The sequence below is a fragment of the Prauserella salsuginis genome, assembly GCF_024648885.1.
In the GTDB taxonomy this organism is placed as follows: domain Bacteria; phylum Actinomycetota; class Actinomycetes; order Mycobacteriales; family Pseudonocardiaceae; genus Prauserella; species Prauserella salsuginis.
Map to the genome: position 1 here is coordinate 588,484 of NZ_JANBBF010000009.1, position 20,408 is coordinate 608,891.

At 69.7% G+C, this 20,408-nt stretch carries 19 protein-coding genes and 1 riboswitch; of the genes, 9 read left to right on the forward strand and 10 right to left on the reverse strand.

What is annotated here, in order from left to right; genetic code table 11:
• Positions 1–86: 86 nt before the first annotated feature.
• The gene (locus LY40_RS09475) at positions 87–2,045 is read right to left on the reverse strand and encodes an aconitate hydratase (protein WP_258936580.1); all 1,959 of its coding nucleotides are present in this window, start codon (positions 2,043–2,045) and stop codon (positions 87–89) included.
• A 128-nt stretch (positions 2,046–2,173) separates the two neighbouring features.
• Positions 2,174–2,354, forward strand: a riboswitch (cobalamin riboswitch).
• A 282-nt stretch (positions 2,355–2,636) separates the two neighbouring features.
• On the opposite strand from LY40_RS09475, the gene LY40_RS09480 reads away from it, so the two are divergent.
• The 4 genes from LY40_RS09480 to LY40_RS09495 are packed head-to-tail and all read left to right on the forward strand — an operon-like array spanning position 2,637 to position 6,661.
• Positions 2,637–3,620: an ABC transporter substrate-binding protein gene (locus LY40_RS09480; protein ID WP_258936581.1), complete on the forward strand. Its 984-nt coding sequence runs from the start codon at positions 2,637–2,639 to the stop codon at positions 3,618–3,620.
• Positions 3,621–3,630: 10 nt separating this feature from the next.
• Positions 3,631–4,782, forward strand: coding sequence for a FecCD family ABC transporter permease (locus LY40_RS09485; RefSeq protein ID WP_258936582.1), 1,152 nt, complete (start codon positions 3,631–3,633; stop codon positions 4,780–4,782).
• Positions 4,779–5,828 carry a FecCD family ABC transporter permease gene (locus tag LY40_RS09490; RefSeq protein ID WP_258936583.1) on the forward strand — a complete coding sequence of 350 codons (1,050 nt, stop codon included), beginning with the start codon at positions 4,779–4,781 and terminating at the stop codon, positions 5,826–5,828. The genes LY40_RS09485 and LY40_RS09490 overlap by 4 nt, the downstream gene beginning before the upstream one ends.
• Positions 5,825–6,661, forward strand: a complete 837-nt coding sequence (locus LY40_RS09495) for an ABC transporter ATP-binding protein (protein ID WP_258936584.1) — start codon at positions 5,825–5,827, stop codon at positions 6,659–6,661. Before LY40_RS09490 ends, LY40_RS09495 begins: the two co-directional genes overlap by 4 nt.
• Positions 6,662–6,672: 11 nt before the next feature.
• Here LY40_RS09495 and LY40_RS09500 read toward each other — a convergent pair whose 3' ends face one another.
• On the reverse strand, positions 6,673–7,119 hold the full coding sequence (locus LY40_RS09500) for a hypothetical protein (protein WP_183783574.1): 447 nt from the start codon (positions 7,117–7,119) through the stop codon (positions 6,673–6,675).
• A 68-nt stretch (positions 7,120–7,187) separates the two neighbouring features.
• Positions 7,188–8,459 carry a LuxR C-terminal-related transcriptional regulator gene (locus tag LY40_RS09505; protein WP_183783575.1) on the reverse strand — a complete coding sequence of 424 codons (1,272 nt, stop codon included), beginning with the start codon at positions 8,457–8,459 and terminating at the stop codon, positions 7,188–7,190.
• Positions 8,460–8,596: 137 nt separating this feature from the next.
• Here LY40_RS09505 and LY40_RS09510 point away from each other — a divergent pair, with 137 nt between their 5' ends.
• The 3 genes from LY40_RS09510 to LY40_RS09520 all read left to right on the forward strand — a co-directional run bounded on the left by LY40_RS09510 (position 8,597) and on the right by LY40_RS09520 (position 10,828).
• Entirely contained in the window at positions 8,597–9,682 is a 1,086-nt protein-coding gene (locus LY40_RS09510) for an S-(hydroxymethyl)mycothiol dehydrogenase (RefSeq protein ID WP_183783577.1), read from the forward strand.
• A complete protein-coding gene (locus LY40_RS09515; RefSeq protein ID WP_183783579.1) occupies positions 9,679–10,305 on the forward strand; it encodes an MBL fold metallo-hydrolase in 627 nt (208 codons plus the stop codon). Before LY40_RS09510 ends, LY40_RS09515 begins: the two co-directional genes overlap by 4 nt.
• A 295-nt stretch (positions 10,306–10,600) precedes the next feature.
• Positions 10,601–10,828 carry a DUF6480 family protein gene (locus LY40_RS09520; RefSeq protein WP_258936585.1) on the forward strand — a complete coding sequence of 76 codons (228 nt, stop codon included), beginning with the start codon at positions 10,601–10,603 and terminating at the stop codon, positions 10,826–10,828.
• Between the two features lie 246 nt (positions 10,829–11,074).
• On the opposite strand, the gene LY40_RS09525 is transcribed toward LY40_RS09520, so the two are convergent.
• Positions 11,075–11,485, reverse strand: coding sequence for a DUF5997 family protein (locus LY40_RS09525; protein WP_183783582.1), 411 nt, complete (start codon positions 11,483–11,485; stop codon positions 11,075–11,077).
• A gap of 57 nt (positions 11,486–11,542) precedes the next feature.
• On the opposite strand from LY40_RS09525, the gene LY40_RS09530 reads away from it, so the two are divergent.
• Positions 11,543–12,343 (forward strand): LysR family substrate-binding domain-containing protein, encoded by an 801-nt coding sequence (locus LY40_RS09530; protein ID WP_258936586.1) that lies wholly within the window; start codon positions 11,543–11,545, stop codon positions 12,341–12,343.
• A 31-nt stretch (positions 12,344–12,374) separates the two neighbouring features.
• Here LY40_RS09530 and LY40_RS09535 read toward each other — a convergent pair whose 3' ends face one another.
• From LY40_RS09535 to LY40_RS09560, 6 genes are all read right to left on the reverse strand, one after another.
• Positions 12,375–12,752 (reverse strand): allophanate hydrolase-related protein, encoded by a 378-nt coding sequence (locus tag LY40_RS09535; protein ID WP_183783586.1) that lies wholly within the window; start codon positions 12,750–12,752, stop codon positions 12,375–12,377.
• Between the two features lie 44 nt (positions 12,753–12,796).
• Positions 12,797–14,254, reverse strand: coding sequence for an NCS2 family permease (locus LY40_RS09540; protein WP_258936587.1), 1,458 nt, complete (start codon positions 14,252–14,254; stop codon positions 12,797–12,799).
• A gap of 207 nt (positions 14,255–14,461) precedes the next feature.
• Positions 14,462–14,956: a nucleoside deaminase gene (locus LY40_RS09545; protein WP_183783590.1), complete on the reverse strand. Its 495-nt coding sequence runs from the start codon at positions 14,954–14,956 to the stop codon at positions 14,462–14,464.
• A gap of 37 nt (positions 14,957–14,993) precedes the next feature.
• Positions 14,994–17,336: a xanthine dehydrogenase family protein molybdopterin-binding subunit gene (locus tag LY40_RS09550; RefSeq protein WP_183783592.1), complete on the reverse strand. Its 2,343-nt coding sequence runs from the start codon at positions 17,334–17,336 to the stop codon at positions 14,994–14,996.
• On the reverse strand, positions 17,333–17,803 hold the full coding sequence (locus tag LY40_RS09555) for a (2Fe-2S)-binding protein (protein ID WP_183783593.1): 471 nt from the start codon (positions 17,801–17,803) through the stop codon (positions 17,333–17,335). The genes LY40_RS09550 and LY40_RS09555 overlap by 4 nt, the downstream gene beginning before the upstream one ends.
• A complete protein-coding gene (locus tag LY40_RS09560) occupies positions 17,794–18,675 on the reverse strand; it encodes an FAD binding domain-containing protein (protein WP_183783594.1) in 882 nt (293 codons plus the stop codon). Before LY40_RS09560 ends, LY40_RS09555 begins: the two co-directional genes overlap by 10 nt.
• Before the next feature lie 160 nt (positions 18,676–18,835).
• On the opposite strand from LY40_RS09560, the gene LY40_RS09565 reads away from it, so the two are divergent.
• The gene (locus tag LY40_RS09565; protein WP_258936588.1) at positions 18,836–20,407 is read left to right on the forward strand and encodes a PucR family transcriptional regulator; all 1,572 of its coding nucleotides are present in this window, start codon (positions 18,836–18,838) and stop codon (positions 20,405–20,407) included.
• Position 20,408: the final 1 nt, after the last annotated feature.

Below are 20,408 nucleotides of genomic sequence, written 5' to 3' on the forward strand. Positions count from 1 at the left end.
GGCGGTCGCGCGCGGACGTTCCGCACCGCGCGACGAACCATCCACCCGGCTCCGGTCAGCGACCCAAGACGGCCGACACCCACCACTCACGACACCGGCGCCGAACCCTGTGCCAACAACGGGATCTTCCCACCCGCCAGCACGGCATCCCGCTGCCGCTGCGACAGGGTGTGCCGCACCTCGTAGCGCTGGTCCTTCGTGGCATTCAACACCGACAGCCGCGCGTCCGGCTCACTCAGCAGCCGGCGCAGGTCCTCGACCACCAGCGTGTCATCGGCGTCGATGCTCGCGTAGTCGCCCGAGTCGGCGAATTCGACCGGAAGGATGCCGAAGTTCGCCAGGTTCTGCCAGTGGATACGCGCGAACGACACCGCGATCACCATGCGCAGCCCCAGGTGGCGCGGCGTGATCGCGGCGTGCTCACGCGACGAACCCTGACCGTAGTTGCGACCACCGACGATCACATGTCCCGAACCGCCGACCGTCTCCTTCGCCCGCGCCGGATAGTCCGGGTCGATCCGCGTGAACGTGAACTCGGCCAGCGCCGGGATGTTCGACCGGTACGGCAACGCGGCGGCCCCGGCGGGGGAGATCTCGTCGGTCGACACGTCGTCACCTACCTTCAGCAGCACCGGCGCCTCGATCCGGTCCGGCAACGGCGGGAAGTCCGGCAGCGCCGAGATGTTCGGGCCCTTCGTCAGTTCCGCGCGGCGCGACACCTCGGGCGGAGGTGGCTCCTCCAGCGTGTCCGGGTTGATCGTCGCGTGCTCGGGAAGCCCCAGTGCGGGCTCCTCCATCCCCAGATCGCGCGGATCGGTGATCACACCCTTGAGCGCACTGGCCGCGGCCGTCTCCGGCGAGCACAACCACACCGAATCCTCCCGCGTGCCCGAACGACCGGGGAAGTTCCGCGGGAAGGTGCGCAGCGAGTTGTGCCCCACGGCGGGAGCCTGCCCCATGCCGATGCACCCCATGCAGCCCGCCTGGTGGATCCGCGCGCCCGCCGACACCAGGTCGAATGTGCCGCCCATCTTCGTCAGGTCGGCGAAGATCTCCCGCGACGTCGGGTTGATGTCGAAACTGACGCCGCCCGCCGTCTGCTTGCCGCGGACCATTGCGGCGGCGATCGCGAAGTCACGCAGCCCCGGGTTGGCCGACGAGCCGATGATCGCCTGCCCCAACGGCGTTCCGGCGACCTCGCGCACCTCGACGACGTTGTCCGGCGCCGACGGCTTCGCGATCAGCGGCACCAATGTCGACAGGTCGATCTCGTCGGTGACGTCGTACTGGGCATCCTCGTCGGCGGCGATCTCCACGAAGTCCTGCTCCCTGCCCTCGGTCCGCAGGAACCGCCGCACCGCGTCGTCCGACGGGAACACCGTCGTCGTGGCGCCCAGCTCGGCGCCCATGTTCGCGATCACGTGCCGGTCCATCGCCGACAACGTCGCCAGCCCCGGCCCGTGGTACTCGATGATCCGGTTCACCGCCCCGGACACCGTGTGCCTGCGCAGCATCTCCAGGATGACGTCCTTGGCCGACACCCACGGTGGGAGCTCACCGGTCAGCCGCACACCCCAGATCTCCGGCATCCGCACGTACATCGGTTCGCCCGTGATCGCCGTGGCCACGTCCAGCCCGCCGACCCCGATCGCCAGCATCCCCAACGACCCGGCCGCCGGCGTGTGCGAATCGGAGCCGACCATGCTCGCACCCGGCACGCCGAACCGCTGCATGTGCGTCGGGTGCGACACGCCGTTGCCCGGTTTGGAGTACCAGAGGCCGTACCGGCGGCACGCCGAACGGAGGAACGCGTGGTCCTCGGCGTTGCGCTCGTCGGCCTGCAGCAGGTTGTGGTCGACGTACTGGACACTGACGTCGGCGCGGGTCCGGTCCAGGTCCAGTGCCTCCAGCTCCTGCATGACCAGCGTTCCGGTGGCGTCCTGGGTCAGGGTCTGATCGATCCGGATCGCGATTTCCTCGCCCGGCGTCATCGTGCCGTCCACGAGGTGGTCGGCGATCAGCTTCTGTGCAACGTTGCGAGGCATACGTTCCGCTTCCTTCGGCCCGGGGAGTCTGCAGGGTGGAGGTTGCCGGTGCGGGGCGGATCGAAACGTCGACCACTGCGTCGTGCGCCGTGTGGGTGCCGACACACCCCGGGTGGCGCGCGGGTCTGTTAGGTTCACACCGCCGTGGTGCACGGGAATCCGGTGGAAAACCGGAGCGGCCCTCGCCACTGTGATTCGGGAAGTGCTGTGCCGTTCAGCATGCGAGCCACTGGAACGAACGTTCCGGGAAGGCTGGCACAGCGCGTACGACCCGTCAGCCAGGAGACCGGCCACGGCACTGTGTGACCCGATCGCACACCGATGACCCGATCCACGAGGACCTGGAGGGGCGGGCTGACGATGTCATTGCCGCTGCGCCGAAGGCGCCCTGTATCGCTGCGCCGAAGGCGCAACTCTGTATCACCGCGCCGAAGTCGCCCTGTATCACCGCGCCGTAGGCGTTCAACTGGCGCTCTGCGCCGTCGGCGCGCCACTTCCACTCTGCGCCGTGGGCGCAACTCCGTCGCGACCACTTCTCCGCACGCCACAGCTCGGCGTGCCAAGGCCCTGTGCGCGGCAGTTCTGACTGCCGTGGCGACGGCCTGCGCACCGCCACCGCCGGATGCCGTATCGGCAGCGGGCGGTGCGACCAGCCGGACCAATTGCGGCATCGACGTGGCCACCGGCGATCCCCCGCAGCGCATCTACGCGGCCTACCAGCCCGCCATCGAACTGGCCCATGCTCTCGGGGTGAGCGACCGGCTCGCCGGAACCGCGTTCCTGGATGCGAAGGTGCTGCCGGAGTACGCGGACCGTCAGGCCGATGTGGACTACCTGCCCAGCCTCCCCAGCAGAGAGGCACTGCTGCAGGCGAACCCGGACTTCGTGCTGTCCGGCTTCAACGGATTCTTCGCCGAGCAGGGCGCCGACAGTTCGGTCGGCACGCGCGCCAGCCTTCGTGAGGTCGGCGTGCAGAGCTGGATCCTCTCACCGCTCTGCCCCAGCGAGGACGGCCTCACCGACCAGTCGATCGACCCGGCCACCGTGAAGGTCGAGAACATCTACCGGGACCTGCGCGATCTCGGCGCCCTGTTCGGCGTCGAGGACAACGCGGAGGCCGTGATCAGCGACATGCGCGAACGGATCGCCACGGTCGAGAAACAGGTCGCCGGCGTCGACCGGCCGTCGGTCGCCATCGTGTCGCCCAACGAGGACGGCACCTACGGCGTCGCGAGCGGTATCGACTTCGGTTCGCACATCATCGAACGGGCGGGCGGCACGAACGCCTTCGCCGACCTGTCGAAGAAACGCAACATCGATGTCGGCGCCGAGGAACTGGTCAAGCGTGACCCCGACGTCATCCTCACCGACGCGTGCTGTGACGCGAGCATGACCGAACAGGACGCCCGGCCCGAGGTCGACGCCATCCTGCACGACCCGGCCCTGTCCGGTCTGACCGCGGTGGAGAACAAGGCGGTGCACCCGTTCCTGTTCGCCGACCGCAGTGCGGGAGTCCGTGCCGCCCACAGCGTCGAACTGGTGGCGTCGGTGCTGCACCCCGACCGCGTCGGCTGAGGCGAGCTGGGTGAACAAGCGGAGCTCGCCGACCGAGAGGATCCGGGTGGCCGTGGGGGTCTCGTCGGCCGGGGAACGCGCATCGACGACGGCCGACGTGGCCGGCATCCCGTCGCAGCGGGCGGCATCGCCGCGGCCGCAGGCACCGCGACCGCGGGAAGGCCGGGCAGGGTGGCGGTCCACAGTGGTCTGGACGGCGTCGGCGGTGGCGCTGCTCGCCGTCGCCTGTGCACTGTCCCTTGTGGTCGGAAGTTATCCGGCCTCGCCCGCCCGCGTGCTGTCGGCGGTCCTCTCGCCGGGACAGGCAGACGTGGACACGATCGTGTGGCACGTGCGCATCCCGCGAACGGTGTCCGGCCTGCTGGCGGGCAGTGCCCTGGGAGTGGCCGGCGCGGTGATGCAGGGACTCACGCGCAACCCGCTGGCGGGCCCGGGAATTCTGGGCGTCAACGCCGGCGCGTCGCTGGCCGTGGTGACCGCGATCGCGCTCGGCGTGACCACGGCCGGTGGCCATCTCTGGTTCGCGTTCGCCGGTGCCGGAGCCGCCGCCCTCTTCGTCTACGTTCTCGGTTCCCTCGGCCGGGGCGGAGCGACGCCGGTGAAACTGGCGCTGGCCGGAGCGGCGCTCACCGCCATGGTCGGCTCGATGACCACCATCGTCACGCTGCTCGACGCGGCCACGCTGGACGAGTACCGGTTCTGGGCCGTCGGCTCACTCACCCGCGCCGGGGCCGAGGTCACGGCCGCCGTCGGACCGTTCCTGGTCACGGGTTTCCTGCTGGCGCTGACGGTCAGCGGGAGCCTCAACACGATCGCGCTGGGCGAGGACATGGCGCGCAGCCTGGGGACACGGCTGGTGGCGATCCGTGTGCTCGCGGCGGTGTCGGTGCTGCTACTGGCCGGTACGGCGACCGTGATCGCAGGCCCCATCGCCTTCGTCGGTCTGGCGGTCCCGCACATCGCACGCCTGCTGATCGGGCCGGATTACCGGTGGATCATGCCGCTGTCGGCGCTGCTGGGCCCGATCCTGCTGCTCCTCGCCGACGTCGCGGGCCGGTGGCTGGTGCAGCCGGAGCAGCTGCAGGTGGGCATCGTGACCGGGCTCGCGGGCGGACCGCTGTTCCTCTACCTGGTGCGCCGCCGGAAGGTGGCACAGCTGTGACGGCCAAGGACACCGTCGCCGTGCGTGTCGCCCGCGGAGCCGTCGTGTTCCGGCTGCAGCGGCGCTCGGCGCTGTTGACGTCGATGCTGTGGCTGTGCGCCTTGACGCTCGCCGTGGCAGCGCTCGGCCTCGGCGAGTTCGACCTGCGGCTCGCCGACACCCTGCGCGTGCTCGGCGGCGGGGGAACGCTCATCGAGTACGACGTGGTGGTGCGGGACCGGCTGCCCCGCGTGGTGACCGGCCTCGGGGTCGGCGCGGCGTTCGCCGTGTCGGGCGCGATCCTGCAGCGGATCGCCGCGAATCCGCTGGTGAGCCCTGACGTGATCGGCGTGAACGCCGGCGCGTCGTTCGGTGCGCTGCTCGTGATGACCGTCGCGGGCGGTGCCGGGGCGTCCCTCGTACTGGGCGCGCTCGCCGGGGCGCTGCTGACGTCCGCGGCGATCGTGCTCATCGCGCTCAACCGGGGCTTGAACGGCTATCGGCTCGTGCTGGTGGGCATCGGTATCGCGGCCATGCTCTCGTCCGCGATCTCCTACCTGCTGGTACGGGCCGACTACCACCAGGTACTGAGTGCGGCGTCCTGGCTCACCGGCAGCCTCGCCAACCGCGGCACACTGCACGTCACCATCGTCCTCGTCGCACTGGCGGTGGCGGTGCCCGTGCTGCTGGTGCTCGGCCGGCATCTTCGCATCCTCGAACTCGGCGACGACCTGGCCAGAACGCTCAGCGGCGGGACGACCCGGGTCCGGCTCGCCCTGATCACGACCGCCGTGGTCCTCGCCGCCATGGCCACCGCGGCGGCCGGTCCGATCGGGTTCATCGCACTCGTGGCCCCGCAGATCACGCGGCGGCTGCTGGCGGGCAGGCCGGTCACGCTCGGCCCGGCCGCCGCGGCGGGCGCGCTGCTCGTGACCGGCGCCGACCTCGTCGCGCGGCTGCTGTTCGCGCCGACCGAACTGCCCGTCGGCGCCGTGACCGGAGTCCTCGGCGCACCCGTTCTCCTCTACCTCCTCGCTCGTGCCAACCGGATCGGACACACCGGATGAACCCTGACGCGACCGCGACCGCCATGCCGCCGGCCACGGAACTGTCGGCCGACAGGCTCACCCTCGGCTACGACGCAGAGCCCGTCGTCCGGGACGTCTCCGTCACCGTGCCACCCGGCCGGATCACCGCCATCGTCGGCGCCAACGGCAGCGGCAAGTCCACTCTGCTGCGCGGGCTCGCTCAGCTGATGCGCCCACGCCGCGGAGCCGTCCTGCTCGACGGACAGGACATCGCGCGGCTCGCCACGAAAACGCTTGCCCGGCGCCTCGGACTGCTGCCCCAGCAGCCCCTCGCGCCCGATGGCATCACCGTGGCCGACCTCGTCGGCCGCGGACGGCACCCGCATCAGCGCTGGTTCCGCCACCACACCGGTGCCGACGACGCCGCGATCACGGCGGCGATGGAGTCCACTGGCATCACCCACCTCGCCGAGCGACCGGTCGACGAACTGTCCGGCGGTCAGCGGCAACGGGCATGGCTCGCGCTCGCACTCGCCCAGGATCCGGACGTCATGCTGCTCGACGAGCCCACCACCCACCTCGACCTGGCCCACCAGATCGACCTGCTCGAACTGCTCACCGACCTGAACGCCGCGCTCGGCCGCACCACCCTGCTCGTCCTGCACGACCTGAACCTCGCGGGCCGCTACGCCCACCACCTCGTCGCCGTCAAGGACGGCCGCATCGTCGCCGAGGGGCCACCCGCCGAGGTCCTGCAGCCCGACACCATCGAATCCGTGTTCTCGCTGAACTGCGCCGTCATCGACGACCCGCTCACCGGGACGCCGATCGTCCTGCCCCGGCCACCGTCGGGCGATCGACGTGGCGGCTGACTCCCGGCGGGCTACCGCGTGACGATGTGCTGGCCGCGCGCCTTCCGGGCGATGCTGATGCCGGTCATCGACGGCGGATGGACGACGGCCGCGATCGCGAGGCCGATCCCGGGGATCAGGAGCGGGCCGATCGCGAGCCACTCGTCGTCGCCGGTGGCGAGCATGATCGCGATCGGTGTCACGAACGAGATCACGCTCGCCACGGTCCAGGCCGTTCGGCAGTTCCGTCGCCGCCGGCGCACGTCGGACACCGCGAGGATCGACAGCGGGATCGTGGCGCCGCACCGCGGACAGTCGACGGTTCCGTGCTGTTTGCCGCGTTCCGGGCGGCGAGTGGCGAACCGGTAGGTCGCATACGTCATCCGCTGCGGGGCGACGATGCCGCCTTTGACCTTCGTGCAGCACCCGAGGGCGAACGATGCGTCGGGACTCAGTTCCGCCGGCGTCACCATTGCCATGCCGCCCACCCCTTCACGATCCGCGTCGCTGCCGACCGGCCGTGAGCAGCGTAGCGCCGGAGTCTGCGCTAGGTGCGTGCCGCCGCGTCGGCACCCGCGGTGAGAGCCAGCGCGGCCGCCTCGCCGCGGGTGCTGACGTCGAGTTTGTGCAGTACCCGCGTGACGTGGAACTTGACGGTGCTCTCCGTGACACCGAGGTCTGCGGCGATGGCCTTGTTGCGTTTGCCCTGTGCGAGCAGGTCGAGCACCTCGCGCTCGCGGCGGTTGAGGTTGGTCAGCCGGGTCTCCACGCCGGTGTCGGCGGACGCGTCGAGTGGCAGTTCGACCGTGACGCGGCTGCCCCAACCGGGCGTGGCGTCGACGCCGACCGTGGCGCCGAGCGTCCGCGCGCGGCCCTGCAACTGCCGGCGCAGCGACGCCCCGTCGAGGTTTCCCGTGCTCTGATCGCGGACGTCGACCAGCAGCGTTGCGTCGTCGCAGGTCCACGCGACGCGCAGGCGGGCCAACTCGGGATCGGCGGTCAGTGCCAGCACCGCAGTGCGGGTCATCGCGCGCGCGGCGTGCGCGATGTCGCCGGGGAGGGTGCTACCTGCGGCGGTCGGTGCCGCGAACTCGATCGGCGCCTCGTGATGCCGCAACATCTGCCGGATCTCGTTGCGCAGCACGGTGAACGCGGCCGGGGCGGCCTCGGTGGACAGTGCCTGCTGCGATTGCTGGGCGGTGCGCAGTGCCACCAGGGCCGACGACGTCGCGTCGGTCGCGGTGACCCGCGCTCGATGGTCGTCGAGCTCCGTCGACCGCAATGTCGTCAGCAGTCTGACCAGTGTGGACTCGTGCGCGGTGGCCAGTTCGGTGATGGTGCGTTCACGTTCGAGCGCGGCCGCGCGGGACTCGGCGAGGTAGTCCGGACTGGCTTGGGCCACCTGTTGGCGGATCGACGTCGCGACGATGCCGAACAGCGCCGTCAGCAGGCCGGGTTGGGGCAGCGGTTGGCCCGGGGACCGGGGAACCAGGACGAGCAGCATGTCCGAGGGGTCGCGCACCGCCCACACCGCCCGTTGCTCACCCGCGATCGCGAACGTTGAGCAGACCGGAGTGCCGGGGTCGAGTTCCTGTTTGACCTGCTCCAGCTCACCGATGGTGACCTTGTTGAGCATGTCGACGTCGCCGGCGACCTTGCGGGGCCGGCCTGCGCACTCGCGGGTGAAGACGATGAGCGCCGTGTGCGGCCACCGCGACGCGACGAGGTGCGACAGGCGGCGGGCGATCTCGTGGAGCGGCCCGTCGAGGACCTCCCGCAGCCCGGTCAGGGCGGCGACGGGATCCAGTTCGTCCGGCATTCCGCCAGTCTAACTCGTCGGAGGTCGAGGTATTGCTGTCCGTCCGGACAGGTCATATGGATGGCGCAGCACACTAGTGTCGGCAAGGCATGCGGTGATGCGCATGTCTTGTTCGTCGATCCGAAGGAACCGCCCCGATGCCACAACAAGTCCGCGGCGTGATCGCCCGCACCGAGGGAGCTCCCGTCGAGCTCACCGACATCGTCATCCCCGACCCCGGGCCCGGTGAGGTCGTCGTCGCGATCGCCGCGTGCGGCGTCTGTCATACCGACCTGACCTACCGCGACGGCGGGATCAACGACGAGTATCCGTTCCTGCTGGGTCACGAGGCCGCCGGCACGGTCGAGAGTGTCGGCGAGGGCGTGGACTCGGTGCAACCGGGCGACTTCGTCGTGCTCAACTGGCGCGCCGTGTGCGGACAGTGCCGGGCATGCAAGCGCGGCCGCTCGCAGTACTGCTTCGACACGTTCAACGCCACGCAGAAGATGACCCTCACCGACGGCACGGAACTCTCGCCTGCGCTGGGGATCGGCGCGTTCGCCGACAAGACCCTGGTGCACGCGGGGCAGTGCACCAAGGTCGACCCCGACACCGACCCCGCCGTGGCCGGGCTGCTCGGCTGCGGCGTCATGGCCGGCATCGGTTCGGCCGTCAACACCGGCGGGGTCGGCCGCGGCGACTCGGTCGCCGTGATCGGATGCGGCGGCGTCGGTGACGCCGCCATCGCCGGCGCACGCCTGGCCGGCGCGTCGCCGATCATCGCGGTCGACCGCGACCCCAAGAAGCTCGAGTGGGCCGTCGACCTCGGAGCCACCCACACCGTCAACGCCGCCGAGACCGACGCCGTCGAAGCCATCCAGGGCCTGACCGGCGGTTTCGGTGCCGACGTGGTCATCGACGCCGTCGGAAGGCCCGAGACGTGGACCCAGGCGTTCTACGCGCGGGACCTCGCGGGCACGGCGGTGCTGGTCGGCGTGCCCACGCCGGACATGCGGCTGGAGCTGCCGCTGATCGACGTCTTCGCCCACGGCGGCGCCCTGAAGTCGTCCTGGTACGGCGACTGCCTGCCCGAGCGGGACTTCCCCATGCTGGTCAACCTGTACCGGGAGGGCAGGCTCCCGCTCGACAAGTTCGTCACCGAGCGGATCACGCTCGACGACGTCGAGAAGGCCTTCCACACCATGCACGCCGGTGAGGTGCTGCGTTCGGTGGTGATCGTGTGAGCGCGCGCATCGACCAGGTCGTCACCAGCGGCGTCTTCGAACTCGACGGCGGCAGCTGGGAGGTCGACAACAACGTCTGGCTCATCGGCGACGACAGCGACGTGGTGATCGTCGACGCCGCGCACGACGCCGACAAGATCACCGAGGCCGTAGCGGGCCGCAACGTCGTCGCGGTGGTGTGCACGCACGGGCACAACGACCACGTCACCCACGCCCCGCAGCTCGGCGAGAAGTTCGACGCCCCGGTGTTGCTGCACCCCGCCGATCGGCAACTGTGGGAGATGACCCACCCCGGCGTGCCGTTCAGCGAGCTGGAGGAGGGCAGCCGGATCTCCGTCGCCGGCACCGACATCGAGACGCTCCACACGCCGGGACACTCGCCGGGGTCGATGTGCCTGCACCTGCCCGAGGCGAAGGCGCTGTTCTCCGGCGACACGCTGTTCTCCGGAGGGCCGGGCGCCACCGGCCGGTCGTTCTCGGACTTCCCGACGATCATCGGCTCGATCCGGGACCGGCTCTTCAGCCTGCCCGCCGACACCCGTGTCCACACCGGACACGGCGACGGCACCACGATCGGCACCGAAGCGCCACATCTCGAAGAGTGGATCGCCCGCGGCTACTGAGCAGCGGTCGAATGCCCCTTGCCGGAAGCGCACAGGCTCCCGGCAAGGGGCATTTCCATGCCGGCTCGTTCTCACTCCGGGGACCGCCTCACTGCGACAGGCGATCAGGCCGACACCGCGAACCCGCCCGGGGCGTAGGTCATGACGGGGTCGATCCACGCCGGTCCGCACAGCCGGCCGGTCCGCCGCGCTTGTTTCGGCGGCGCCGCGCTCGGGTAGGGCCGGCGTGACCGGTCTTCACGGGGCTCCGGCCACGTGTGGACGTTGTGAGTTCGGCCGAATGCGAGGCGTGCCGATGACGGCTCAACCCCCGGATCCGCCACCGGAGGAGACCCCGGGCCTCGAGCCCGGTGGGGGCGTCCGGCCCGGCGACACTCCGCCGGAGTCGGGCCAGACGTCCGGGCTGTCCCACCGGGAACCCACACCACCACGCGTACTGCCGATCGTGACGATCGCGCTGACGGCCCTGGCGGCTCTGCTCATCGCGGGCATCTTCGTCGTCATGATCTTCCAGATCTGGTGACCGCGGCCCGCGCCGTCTTCGCCGGCAGGGGCGAAAGGGTCACCAGGTCGAGGCGACGACGATCCGCGTGCGGAGTCGTCCCCGCCGCCGCGTCGGCCGCCTGTGGTGGGGGTGACGTCGGCGCCGAGGGCAGGCTCGGCGACAGGACCGGGTGGAGCGATACCGCAGGCGATCACGCCATCGGGATGTCAGCTCGGCGGTTGCGGGAAGTGGTAGCGGTCGGGCGCTGGGACCCGCCTCCCGGCTTCAGGAACGCCGCTGCTCGGCCTCGGTGTTCTTCTCCTTGGCCGTGGCTTCCTTCTTAACGCGGGCCGCTTCCTTCTTCACCTCGGCCTGCGTGGCGCGTTCGCGCTGCAGCCACTCCGGGTTCTCGTCCTTGATCGCGTTGATCTGCTCGGTCGTGAGCGGATCCATCAGGCCTGCGCGGGCGAGCCCGCCGATCGAGATGCCGAGTTTGGCCGCGACGACCTGGCGCGGATGCGGACCGTTGCGGCGCAGGTCCCGCAGCCATTCCGGCGGGGAGGCCTGCAGTTCGTTCAGCTCGTCGCGGGAGACCACACCCTCCTGGAACTCGGCAGGAGTGGCTTCGAGGTAAACGCCCAGCTTCTTGGCCGCGGTGGCGGGCTTCATCGTCTGGGTGGTCTTGCGCGACGTCATGGTCCCCAGCGTATCCGGCTGGGCGTGCCGGTCGACCGCACCCGGTAATCTGGGCCGGTGACCACCCCTGACGAGCGTGACGAGCCCCAGGCGTTCCGGCTCGCGTATGTCCCGGGGGTGATCCCGGACAAATGGGTCCGGAAATGGGGCGAACGTGTGCCCGACGTCCCGCTGCAGCTGGACGGCATCGCCGCGGTCGACGCGGCGGACCACGTGCGTGAGGGCCACGCCGACGCGGTCCTGCTCCGGCTGCCGACTGATCGGACCGGCCTCCACGCCATCCCGCTCTACACCGAGACGACCGTGGTGGTCGTCGAGAAGGAACACCTGCTCACCGTCGCCGACGAGCTGTCCGTCGACGATCTCGCCGACGACGTCGTGCTCCACCCCCACGACGACACCCTCGCCTGGGAACAGCTGCCCGGGCAGCCGGCGATCGCCCGCCCCGACACCACCGCGGGGGCCATCGAGCTGGTCGCGGCGGGGGTGGGCGTTCTCGCCGTACCGCAGTCGCTCGCGCGGCTGCACCACCGCAAGAGCCTCACCTACCGGCCCCTCACGGACGCGCCGCAGTCGCAGGTCGCGCTGTCGTGGCCCGAGGGCGAGACGACCGACCTGATGGAAGAGTTCATCGGCATCGTCCGCGGCCGGACCGTCAACAGCACCCGGGGCCGCGGCCCGACCCCGAAGCAGCCGAAACGCGCCACCGAACAGCCGACCGGCGGGACGCAGCGAGGCCGTGCCGGCAACCAGGGCAAGCGCGGCGGCGACAAGCGCTCTGGCGGCAGGGGCGGTGGCACCGGGGGCGGTGGCAAGCGCGGCAGCGGCGGCAAGGGCGGAAGACCTCGCCGCCGCTGATTGCGTGCGGAGTAGTGCCGCGCTCGGCGACTCACTCCCATCCGTGGTAGCGGCGCCAGTCACCGATGTCCGAGATGTCGACCAGATCGTTGTCGCCCCGGTACGGCTTGCGCAGCACCGTCGCCAGGCACGAGGCGCCATCGGCGAGCTCGATCAGGCCGAGTTCCAGCTCCGGCGGCTCCGCCGGGACCAGGTGTTCGCGCAGCACCTCGAGCGAGACGTCGTAGACCTCACCGACCACGGCCCGACCGTCGGTCTCCACCTCGTCCATGGCGGGAAACCGGTCACCGACCGAGTAGTACCGGTACTTCGGCGCCGACGTCGCCCTGCCCACGAAGGGCGCACCCTGTAGCTGGTGGTTCAGCGGACCTCCGCGCATGCCACCGCCGTTGAGGAACAGCAAAGCCATCTCCTCGCTCCTTTCATGTTCGACTTGCATGGTTTCGCCCCGAGTCAGGCGAACAGGATCTCGATAGCATCGATTCCGAAATAGACCGCGAACACGATCGCCAGGATTCCGACGAGCCAGCCGATCTCCCTGACCTTCCCCCTCGCCAGCTTGATCACCGCGAAGGCGATGATGCCGGCGCCGACACCGTTGGTGATCACGTACGTGTACGGAATCAGCGCGATGGTCACGAACATCGGGATGGTGTAGTCCGGGTCGTCCCACGGCAGCTTTGTGCACTGGGCCATCATCATTCCGCCGACGATGACGAGCGCGGGCGCGGCCGCCTGCGCGGGCACCACGGACACGAACGGCGTGAACAGCAGCGCCACGAGGAACAGGCCGCCGGTCAGTACGCTCGCCAACCCCGTGCGCGCGCCCTCGCCCACGCCCGCAGCGGATTCGATGAACACGGTGTTCGGCGACGAACCGGTGATGCCGCCTGCGGTGGCGGCGATCCCGTCCGAGGTCAGAATGCGACCCATGCCGATCACTTTGCCGTCGGAGACCAGCCCCGCCTGGTTGCTCACACTGGTGATCGTGCCCATGGCATCGAAGAACCCGGAAAGTACCAGTGTGAACAGGAACATCGTGGCCGCGATGCCACCTGCGGCAGCGAATCCGCCGAAGAGGTCGACATCTCCGAAGAGTCCGAAGTCGGGCGCGGCCACCACCTTGTCCGGCAGGTTCGGCTGGATCAACCCCCAGTCCTGTTCGGTGAGGCCGAACGCATAGTTCACCACGACCCCGAGCACGGTGCCGGTCGCGATACTGATGAGGATGGCTCCGGAAACCTTGCGTGCCACGAGGACGACCATCAGCAGCAGCGTCACGCAGAACACCGTGATGGGCCAACCCTGCAGGGTGCCGCCGTCACCCATGCCGACCGGTACCGTCGTGTCCGCCGAATCGGGATTGCGCGTCACGAAACCGGCCTGCACCAGGCCGATCAGCGCGATGTAGAGTCCGATCCCGACGGTCAGGGACGTTTTCAACGCGTCCGGGATGGCGTCGATGATCTTCTGCCGCAGCCCGCTGGCCGCCATGATGATGATGCAGATGCCCTCTAGCACCACCAGGCCGAAGGCCTGCTCCCAGGTCATCACCGGCGCGATCGTGAACGCCACGATCGCGTTCACCCCGAGGCCGGAAGCCAGTGCCAAAGGCGCGTTACCCACGACGCCCATCAGGATCGTCGCGAACGCAGCTGTGAAAGCGGTGGCGGTGGTCAGCTCCGCTGTGGACAGTTCCCGGCCGGTGATGTCGGCGGACGAGCCGAGAATCATCGGGTTCAGGATGACGATGTAGGCCATCGCGACGAATGTGGTGAGCCCGCCTCTGAGCTCACGGGACACCGTGGAGCCGCGGGCGGATATCTTGAAGAACCGGTCGAGCCGGGAGCGGGGTCCGGACGAATCACCGGGTCGTCCGGACCCCGCAGCCTCCGTGCGCAGTTGAGTCATGAGTCCTCCCCATGCCGGTGGGCGCCCTCCGACAGGCGCGTTCGGCCTGTCCGGACTGCTGGGCGTTTCGAAGTGCGGATCGGCGCCAGAACGTCGCCGTCCGTCGGTTGGCCGTGGGTTGTCGGCGCAGCCGCGATGGCGGTGCGCATGCAGTCGGCCTCTCGGGCGGTGGTGCGGCCCGGTCGCCGCGCCACCACCCGAATGGGATCAGTACTCGATCCGGTCCGGCTTGGTCAGCCAGGTGTCGAACGGCTCGGTACGGTTGGGCATCTCGATCCGGTCCATGGTGATGGGCCAGGTGCCCGCAGGGTTCTTCTCGAAGAGCTGGTAGAAGGCTCTGTCGTCGAAGCCGCCCGCGGCGGCGTCATCGCGGTCCGCGGCGAACACGATCCGGTCGAACCGCGCCCAGAGCGCCGAGGACAGGCACATCGGGCACGGCTCGCACGAGGTCACCAGGATGCAGCCCGCGAGGCTGAAGGTGCCGAGTTCACGGCAGGCGTTACGCAGCGCCGTCACCTCGGCGTGCGCCGTGGGATCCAAGGTGGCGGTGACTTGGTTGTTGCCGGTGGCAACGATGTCGCCGTCCCGTGCGACGACGGCGCCGAAAGGTCCGCCGCCGCTTCTCACGCTGTCGGTGGCGATCCGTATCGCTTCGGCCATCCAGGACCGCTCGAGATCCAGGTCCGTTGTGGACAGGGTCATGCGTGGTTCGTCCTTTCGCGATCGCAGACCGGCAGGCTTAATGCGCCGTGCCGGTGATGTGTTCCGGGCCGGCCGGGGCGTGTGTCAAGTCGATGCCGGTGGCCGCCCTGATCGCGGCGAGCACGGCGGGCCCTGCGGAGATGGTTGGCGGTTCGCCGACACCGCGCACTCCGTACGGGGCGTGCGGATCCCCGCGCTCGATGATGTCGACCTTCATCGGCGGGGTGTCGAGAATGGTCGGTATGAGGTAATCGGTGAACGAGGGGTTGCGGATGAGGCCGTCGGAGACCTGGATCTCCTCCATTACAGCCAACCCCATGCCCTGGGTGGCACCCCCTTGGATCTGGCCCACGATCGCGTCCGGGTTGACCGCCTTGCCGACATCCTGGACACAGTCCAACGCCACGACCTTGACCAGACCGAGCTGCGTGTCCACGTCCACCACGGCGCGGTGTACGGAGAAGGCGTGCTGCACGTGCACCAGTTCGCTCTGCCCGGTCTCGGGGTCGAGCGGGTAGGTCGGCCGGTGGTGATACTCCCTCGTGCACTCGATTACGCCGTCGCCTAGGACGTCCACCACGTCCGCCAGTACGCCGTGCGATTCGGAGACGAGTTTTCCGTCGACGACCGCGAGATCCGGCGGGGTGTGCCCGAGCGCGGCGGCGGCCCGGTCGAACAACGTCTCCCGAACCGCTTCGCACGCGGCCTTGACCGCGCCACCGGTGACGTAGGTCTGCCGGGACGCCGAGCTCGACCCGGCTTCACCGACGCTGGTGTCGTTCGGGTGGATGTTCACCCGCTCGACCCCGAGTTCGGTTCGTGCGATCTGCTGCTGCACGGTGACCAGGCCCTGGCCGACCTCCGCGGCAGCGGTGTGCACCATCGCCACCGCTTCGCCGCCGACCGCCTGCAGGCTCACCCGCGCGGTCGAGTAGTCGTCGGCTCCCTCCGCATAGGAGACGTTCTTGATGATCGCGGCGTAACCGACCCCGCGTGCGATGTCCTCGCCGTGCGTGGTGTTGGCCGCACCGCCGGGCAGGTCCCGGATATCCGGTTCGGCGGCCGGGTCCCGTTCCGGCGGCATCGGCAGCTTCCGGGCGCGCTCGAGCAATTCGCCGACCGGCGCCGGGTAGTCCAGTTGCTGCCCGGTGTGCAGGACGGATCCCTGGGCGACCGCGTTGCGTTGCCGCAACTCCACCGGGTCCATGTCGAGGGCCCTTGCCAGCTTGTCCATCTGTGCCTCGTAGGCGAACGCCGGCTGGACCGCACCGAGCCCGCGCATCGCCCCGCACGGCGGGTTGTTCGTGTACACGCCCCACCCTGCGATGTCCACATTGGGAACCTCGTACGGGCCGGTTCCCAGGGTTGTGGCGTTACCGACGACGACCGGGGTCTTGGACGCGTAGGCGCCGCCGTCGAAGTACATCCGGGCCTTGACGTAGACCAGATCGCCGTCGCGGGTCGCGCCGTGCTCGAAGTGCATCTCCGCCGGATGCCGGTGCACATGGCCGTAGAACGATTCTTCCCGGTTGTACACCATCTTCACCGGCTTGCCGGTGTGCATCGCCAGCATGCACACGTGAACCTGGATGGACAGGTCCTCCCGCCCGCCGAAGGCGCCGCCGACGCCGGACATGGTCATCCGCACCTTGTCCGGGGGCAGGCCGAGGGCCCGTGCGGTCTGCTTGCGGTCCGAGTGCAGGTCCTGCGTTGCGAGGAACAGTTCGACCCCACCGTCCTCGGCCGGGATCGCCAACCCCGATTCCGGGCCCAGGAACGCCTGATCCTGCATACCGAGTGTGTAGGTGCCGGAGACGACGACCTCCGCCGTCACGTCCTGCCGGCCCCGGACGATCGGCTGGTAGCGGACAAGATTGTTCTCGCGCCCCGAGTCCGGATGGAGCTTCGGCAACGTCTCGTCGTGCGCGGCGCGTTTCGGATCGGTGACCGGCTCCAACACTTCGTAGTCGACCGCGATCAGTTCCAGCGCCCGGCGCGCGGTCTCCGGATGGTCGGCGGCCACCAGCGCGACCGCTTCACCCCGGAACCGCACGACGTCCTCGGCGAGCACCGGCTGGTCGGTGATCTTGAGGCCGTAGCGGTTGTCACCGGGCACGTCCTCGTGCGTCAGCACCGCGTACACCCCGGGATAGGCGAGGGCCCGTGCGATGTCGATACCGGTGATCCGCGCGTACGGGTGCGGGCTGCGCAGGGTCGCGCCCCACAGCATGTCCTCGGCCCAGAGGTCCGAGGAGTAGGCGTAGTCGCCGCGGACCTTCAGGTTTCCGTCCGGGCGGGACGGGGACTCGCCGACCCCGCCCGTGATCGACTCGCTGAGATCCTGCGGGGTCCTGCTCGGAGCATTGCCGTGAGCGTTCATGACACCGCCTTCCGCTGTGCGGCGAGCCGGACCGCGTCCATGATCTTCTCGTAGCCGGTGCAGCGGCAGAGGTTGCCCGCCAGTGACTCGCGAATCTCCGCGTCGGTCGGCTCCGGGTTCCGTTCGATGAGGTCGTGTGCCTGCACGAGCAGGCCAGGGGTGCAGAATCCACATTGCACGGCACCGGCGTCGACAAAGGACTGCTGGACGGGGTCGAGCCGCTCGCCGTCGGCCAGTCCCTCGACCGTGCGTACCGCACGCCCCTGCGCCTGCCCTGCGGCGACCATGCACGAGCACACCGGCACGTCGTCCAGGTACACGGTGCACGAACCGCATTCCCCCTGCTCGCACGCGTTCTTCGAACCGGGCAGGCCGAGCCGCTCACGCAGTGCGTGAAGCAGACTCTCGCCTTCCCATACCTCGTCCGCCTGGTGCGGCCTGCCGTTCACAGTCAGGTTCAGGCGCATGTTTGCCTCCCGATCGAGTACTCGTCCCATGTCCAGCGGACCGTTCGCCGTGCGAGGACACCGAGCGCGTGCCTGCGATAGGACGCCGTGCCCCGTACGTCGTCGATCGGTGCGCAGGCGGCCGCGACCAGCTCCCCGAACCTCTCGACCACCGTGTCCGGCAACGGTCGCGGGTCGGCCCACATCCCTCGCGAGGTCAGCTCGCCGGACAGGAACTGCTCGGCCTCGACGGCCCTGCGCGGGGTCGGTGCCGCGGAGCCGAAACCGGTGCCGACCGCTGCCCGATCCGGATGCAGCGCCACCGAGAACGCGCACACCGAGATCACCATCGCGTTGCGGGTGCCGACCTTGGCGAACTGCTGCGGGCCGGTGGCACGCGGGAGATGCACCGCGGTGATCAGCTCGTCCGGCTCGGCCGCGTTGCGCTTGACGCCGGTGAAGAACTCGGTGACCGGCATCCGCCTGGTGCCGCGAGTCGATGCCAGTTCGACTTCGGCGTCACAAGCCAGCAGGGCTGGGTGAGCGTCGCCGGACGGAGACGCGGTCGCAAGATTGCCGCCGACCGTGCCACGGTTGCGGATCTGTGGCGACGCGACCGTTCGCGCGGCCATCGCCAGGCCCGGAAGGCGTTCGCCGAGTTCGCTGATGATTCGTGCGTAAGGCACCCCGGCTCCGACGCGGACCACGTCGCCCGATTCGGACCATTCGGTCAGCTCGGGGACCGAGGTCAGGTCGAGCAGCCCGCTCGGGCGGATATGGTCGAAGTTGATTCCCACCATGAGGTCGGTGCCGCCTGCGATGGGTGCGATGTCGGGTCGCTGTGCCTTCGTGGCCAGCGCATCGTCCAGTGATGCGGCGCGGAGAAAGTCCACGTCCTGCGCCTCCTAGCGTTCGGATTGCTGTGACTCAGTACACAGCCGACGTGAGGCGCCGCGATAGCGGTGGATCCGACGAAAACATCGGCCACGGGCGACCTGGCTATCGTAGATTCCTACAAGCGCAGGCCGCGCGACCTGCTGAGGGAGGTGCTCGATGCTGCTTCGCACGCTTCTCGACGACCCCGATCTGCGGCTGGAGCTGCTGACGGGGGCCGGCGGGTTGGACCGGGTCGTCCGTTGGGTGTACACGACCGACCTGCGTGACCCGCGGCGCTACCTCTCCGGTGGCGAGGTCGTGCTGACCGGGTTGATGTGGCACGAGTCGGCTGCCGACTCGGAAACCTTCGTCGCCGCGCTCGTCGATGCCGGGGTCGCCGGTCTGATCTCCGGCACCGCTCGGCTCGGCGCGGCTCCGCCTGACCTGATCGAGGCGTGCGGACGACACGATCTCCCCCTGATCGAGGTTCCGCTGGACGTCAGCTTCGCCGAGATCTCCGACCGGGTGGTGCTCGGCGTGACCGCCGAGCGCACGGGCATGCTCGGCCGGTCGCGACGCCTCGTCGCGGACGTCGCGGAGGGAGCGGATCTCGAGGACGTACTGCGCTCGGCGGCGGCCGAACTGGGCATCGGATGCTGGGTGCTGTCCACGACCGGCCGGAGCATCGCGGCGGCGAGCCCGGGCGGACAGGACGTCGACGACCTGCCCGAGCCCACCCGGCGTACCGCGGTGCGCCGCTTCGTCCGGACCGAGCGACTCCCCACGAGCTTCACCTTCGGCGACCGGGCCACCACGTATTCGGTCACGGCGGCCGGTCCGGACACCGGCAGCAGAGCCGCGCAGTGGTGCGTCGTGCTCGGTGCCGACCACCGCGAGTTCTCCGCTGGGCAGCAGGCGGTGGTCCAGGAGCTCGGGACGGCCGTCGCGTTGCTTCGCGCTCGGCTCGACGAGGGGCGCCGGGTCGCCCGCCAGGGAACGGACATGTTCCTGCGGATGGTGCTCGACAGCTCGGCACCGCCTGCCGAGATCGCTTCTCGTCTCGGGACCCTCGGGCACGACCCCGCCGTCCCGGTGTGGGTGCTCGCTTGCCAGGCAGGCGAGGACGCGGGTCTGGCTGCCGCGCTGCTGGCCGAGATCGGCGACGAACTGGCGCCAACGACGCTGATCGGCTCCGCCGACGCGGACACGGTAGCGGTGCTGGCCACCCATTCGTCCGCTCAGCAGGAGATCGTCGACGCGCTGCGGGCGAAGCTCGCCGCCATCGAACCGGCACTCGGCAAGCGGCGGTTGACGTTCGGGGTGAGCGGGGTGGCGCCGGCCGATCGGCTTCGTTCGACGATCGAGGAAGCCCGCCACGCCCGCCTGCTCGCCGAGCACCAGCTCGCGCGAGAGACCGGCTCCCGCGGCGGTGTTCGGGTGGTCACCGGCGACGAGGTGTCCTCGCACGCGCTGCTGCTCGCAGCGTTACCCGACGAGCTGCGCAGCTCCTTCCACGAGCGGCTGCTGCGGGACCTGCGTGCCTACGATGCGCGGCACCAGTCGGACCTCGTGCACACCCTGTGGTTGTTCCTGGAGACGTCGGGTTCCTGGGCAAAGGCGGCTGCTGAACTGCACGTCCATGTCAACACGCTGCGGTACCGCATTCGCCGGATCGAGGAGATCACCGGTAAGGACCTGGCGAGCTTCGCAGACCGCGTCGACCTCTACCTAGCCCTGCAACTCGGTTAGG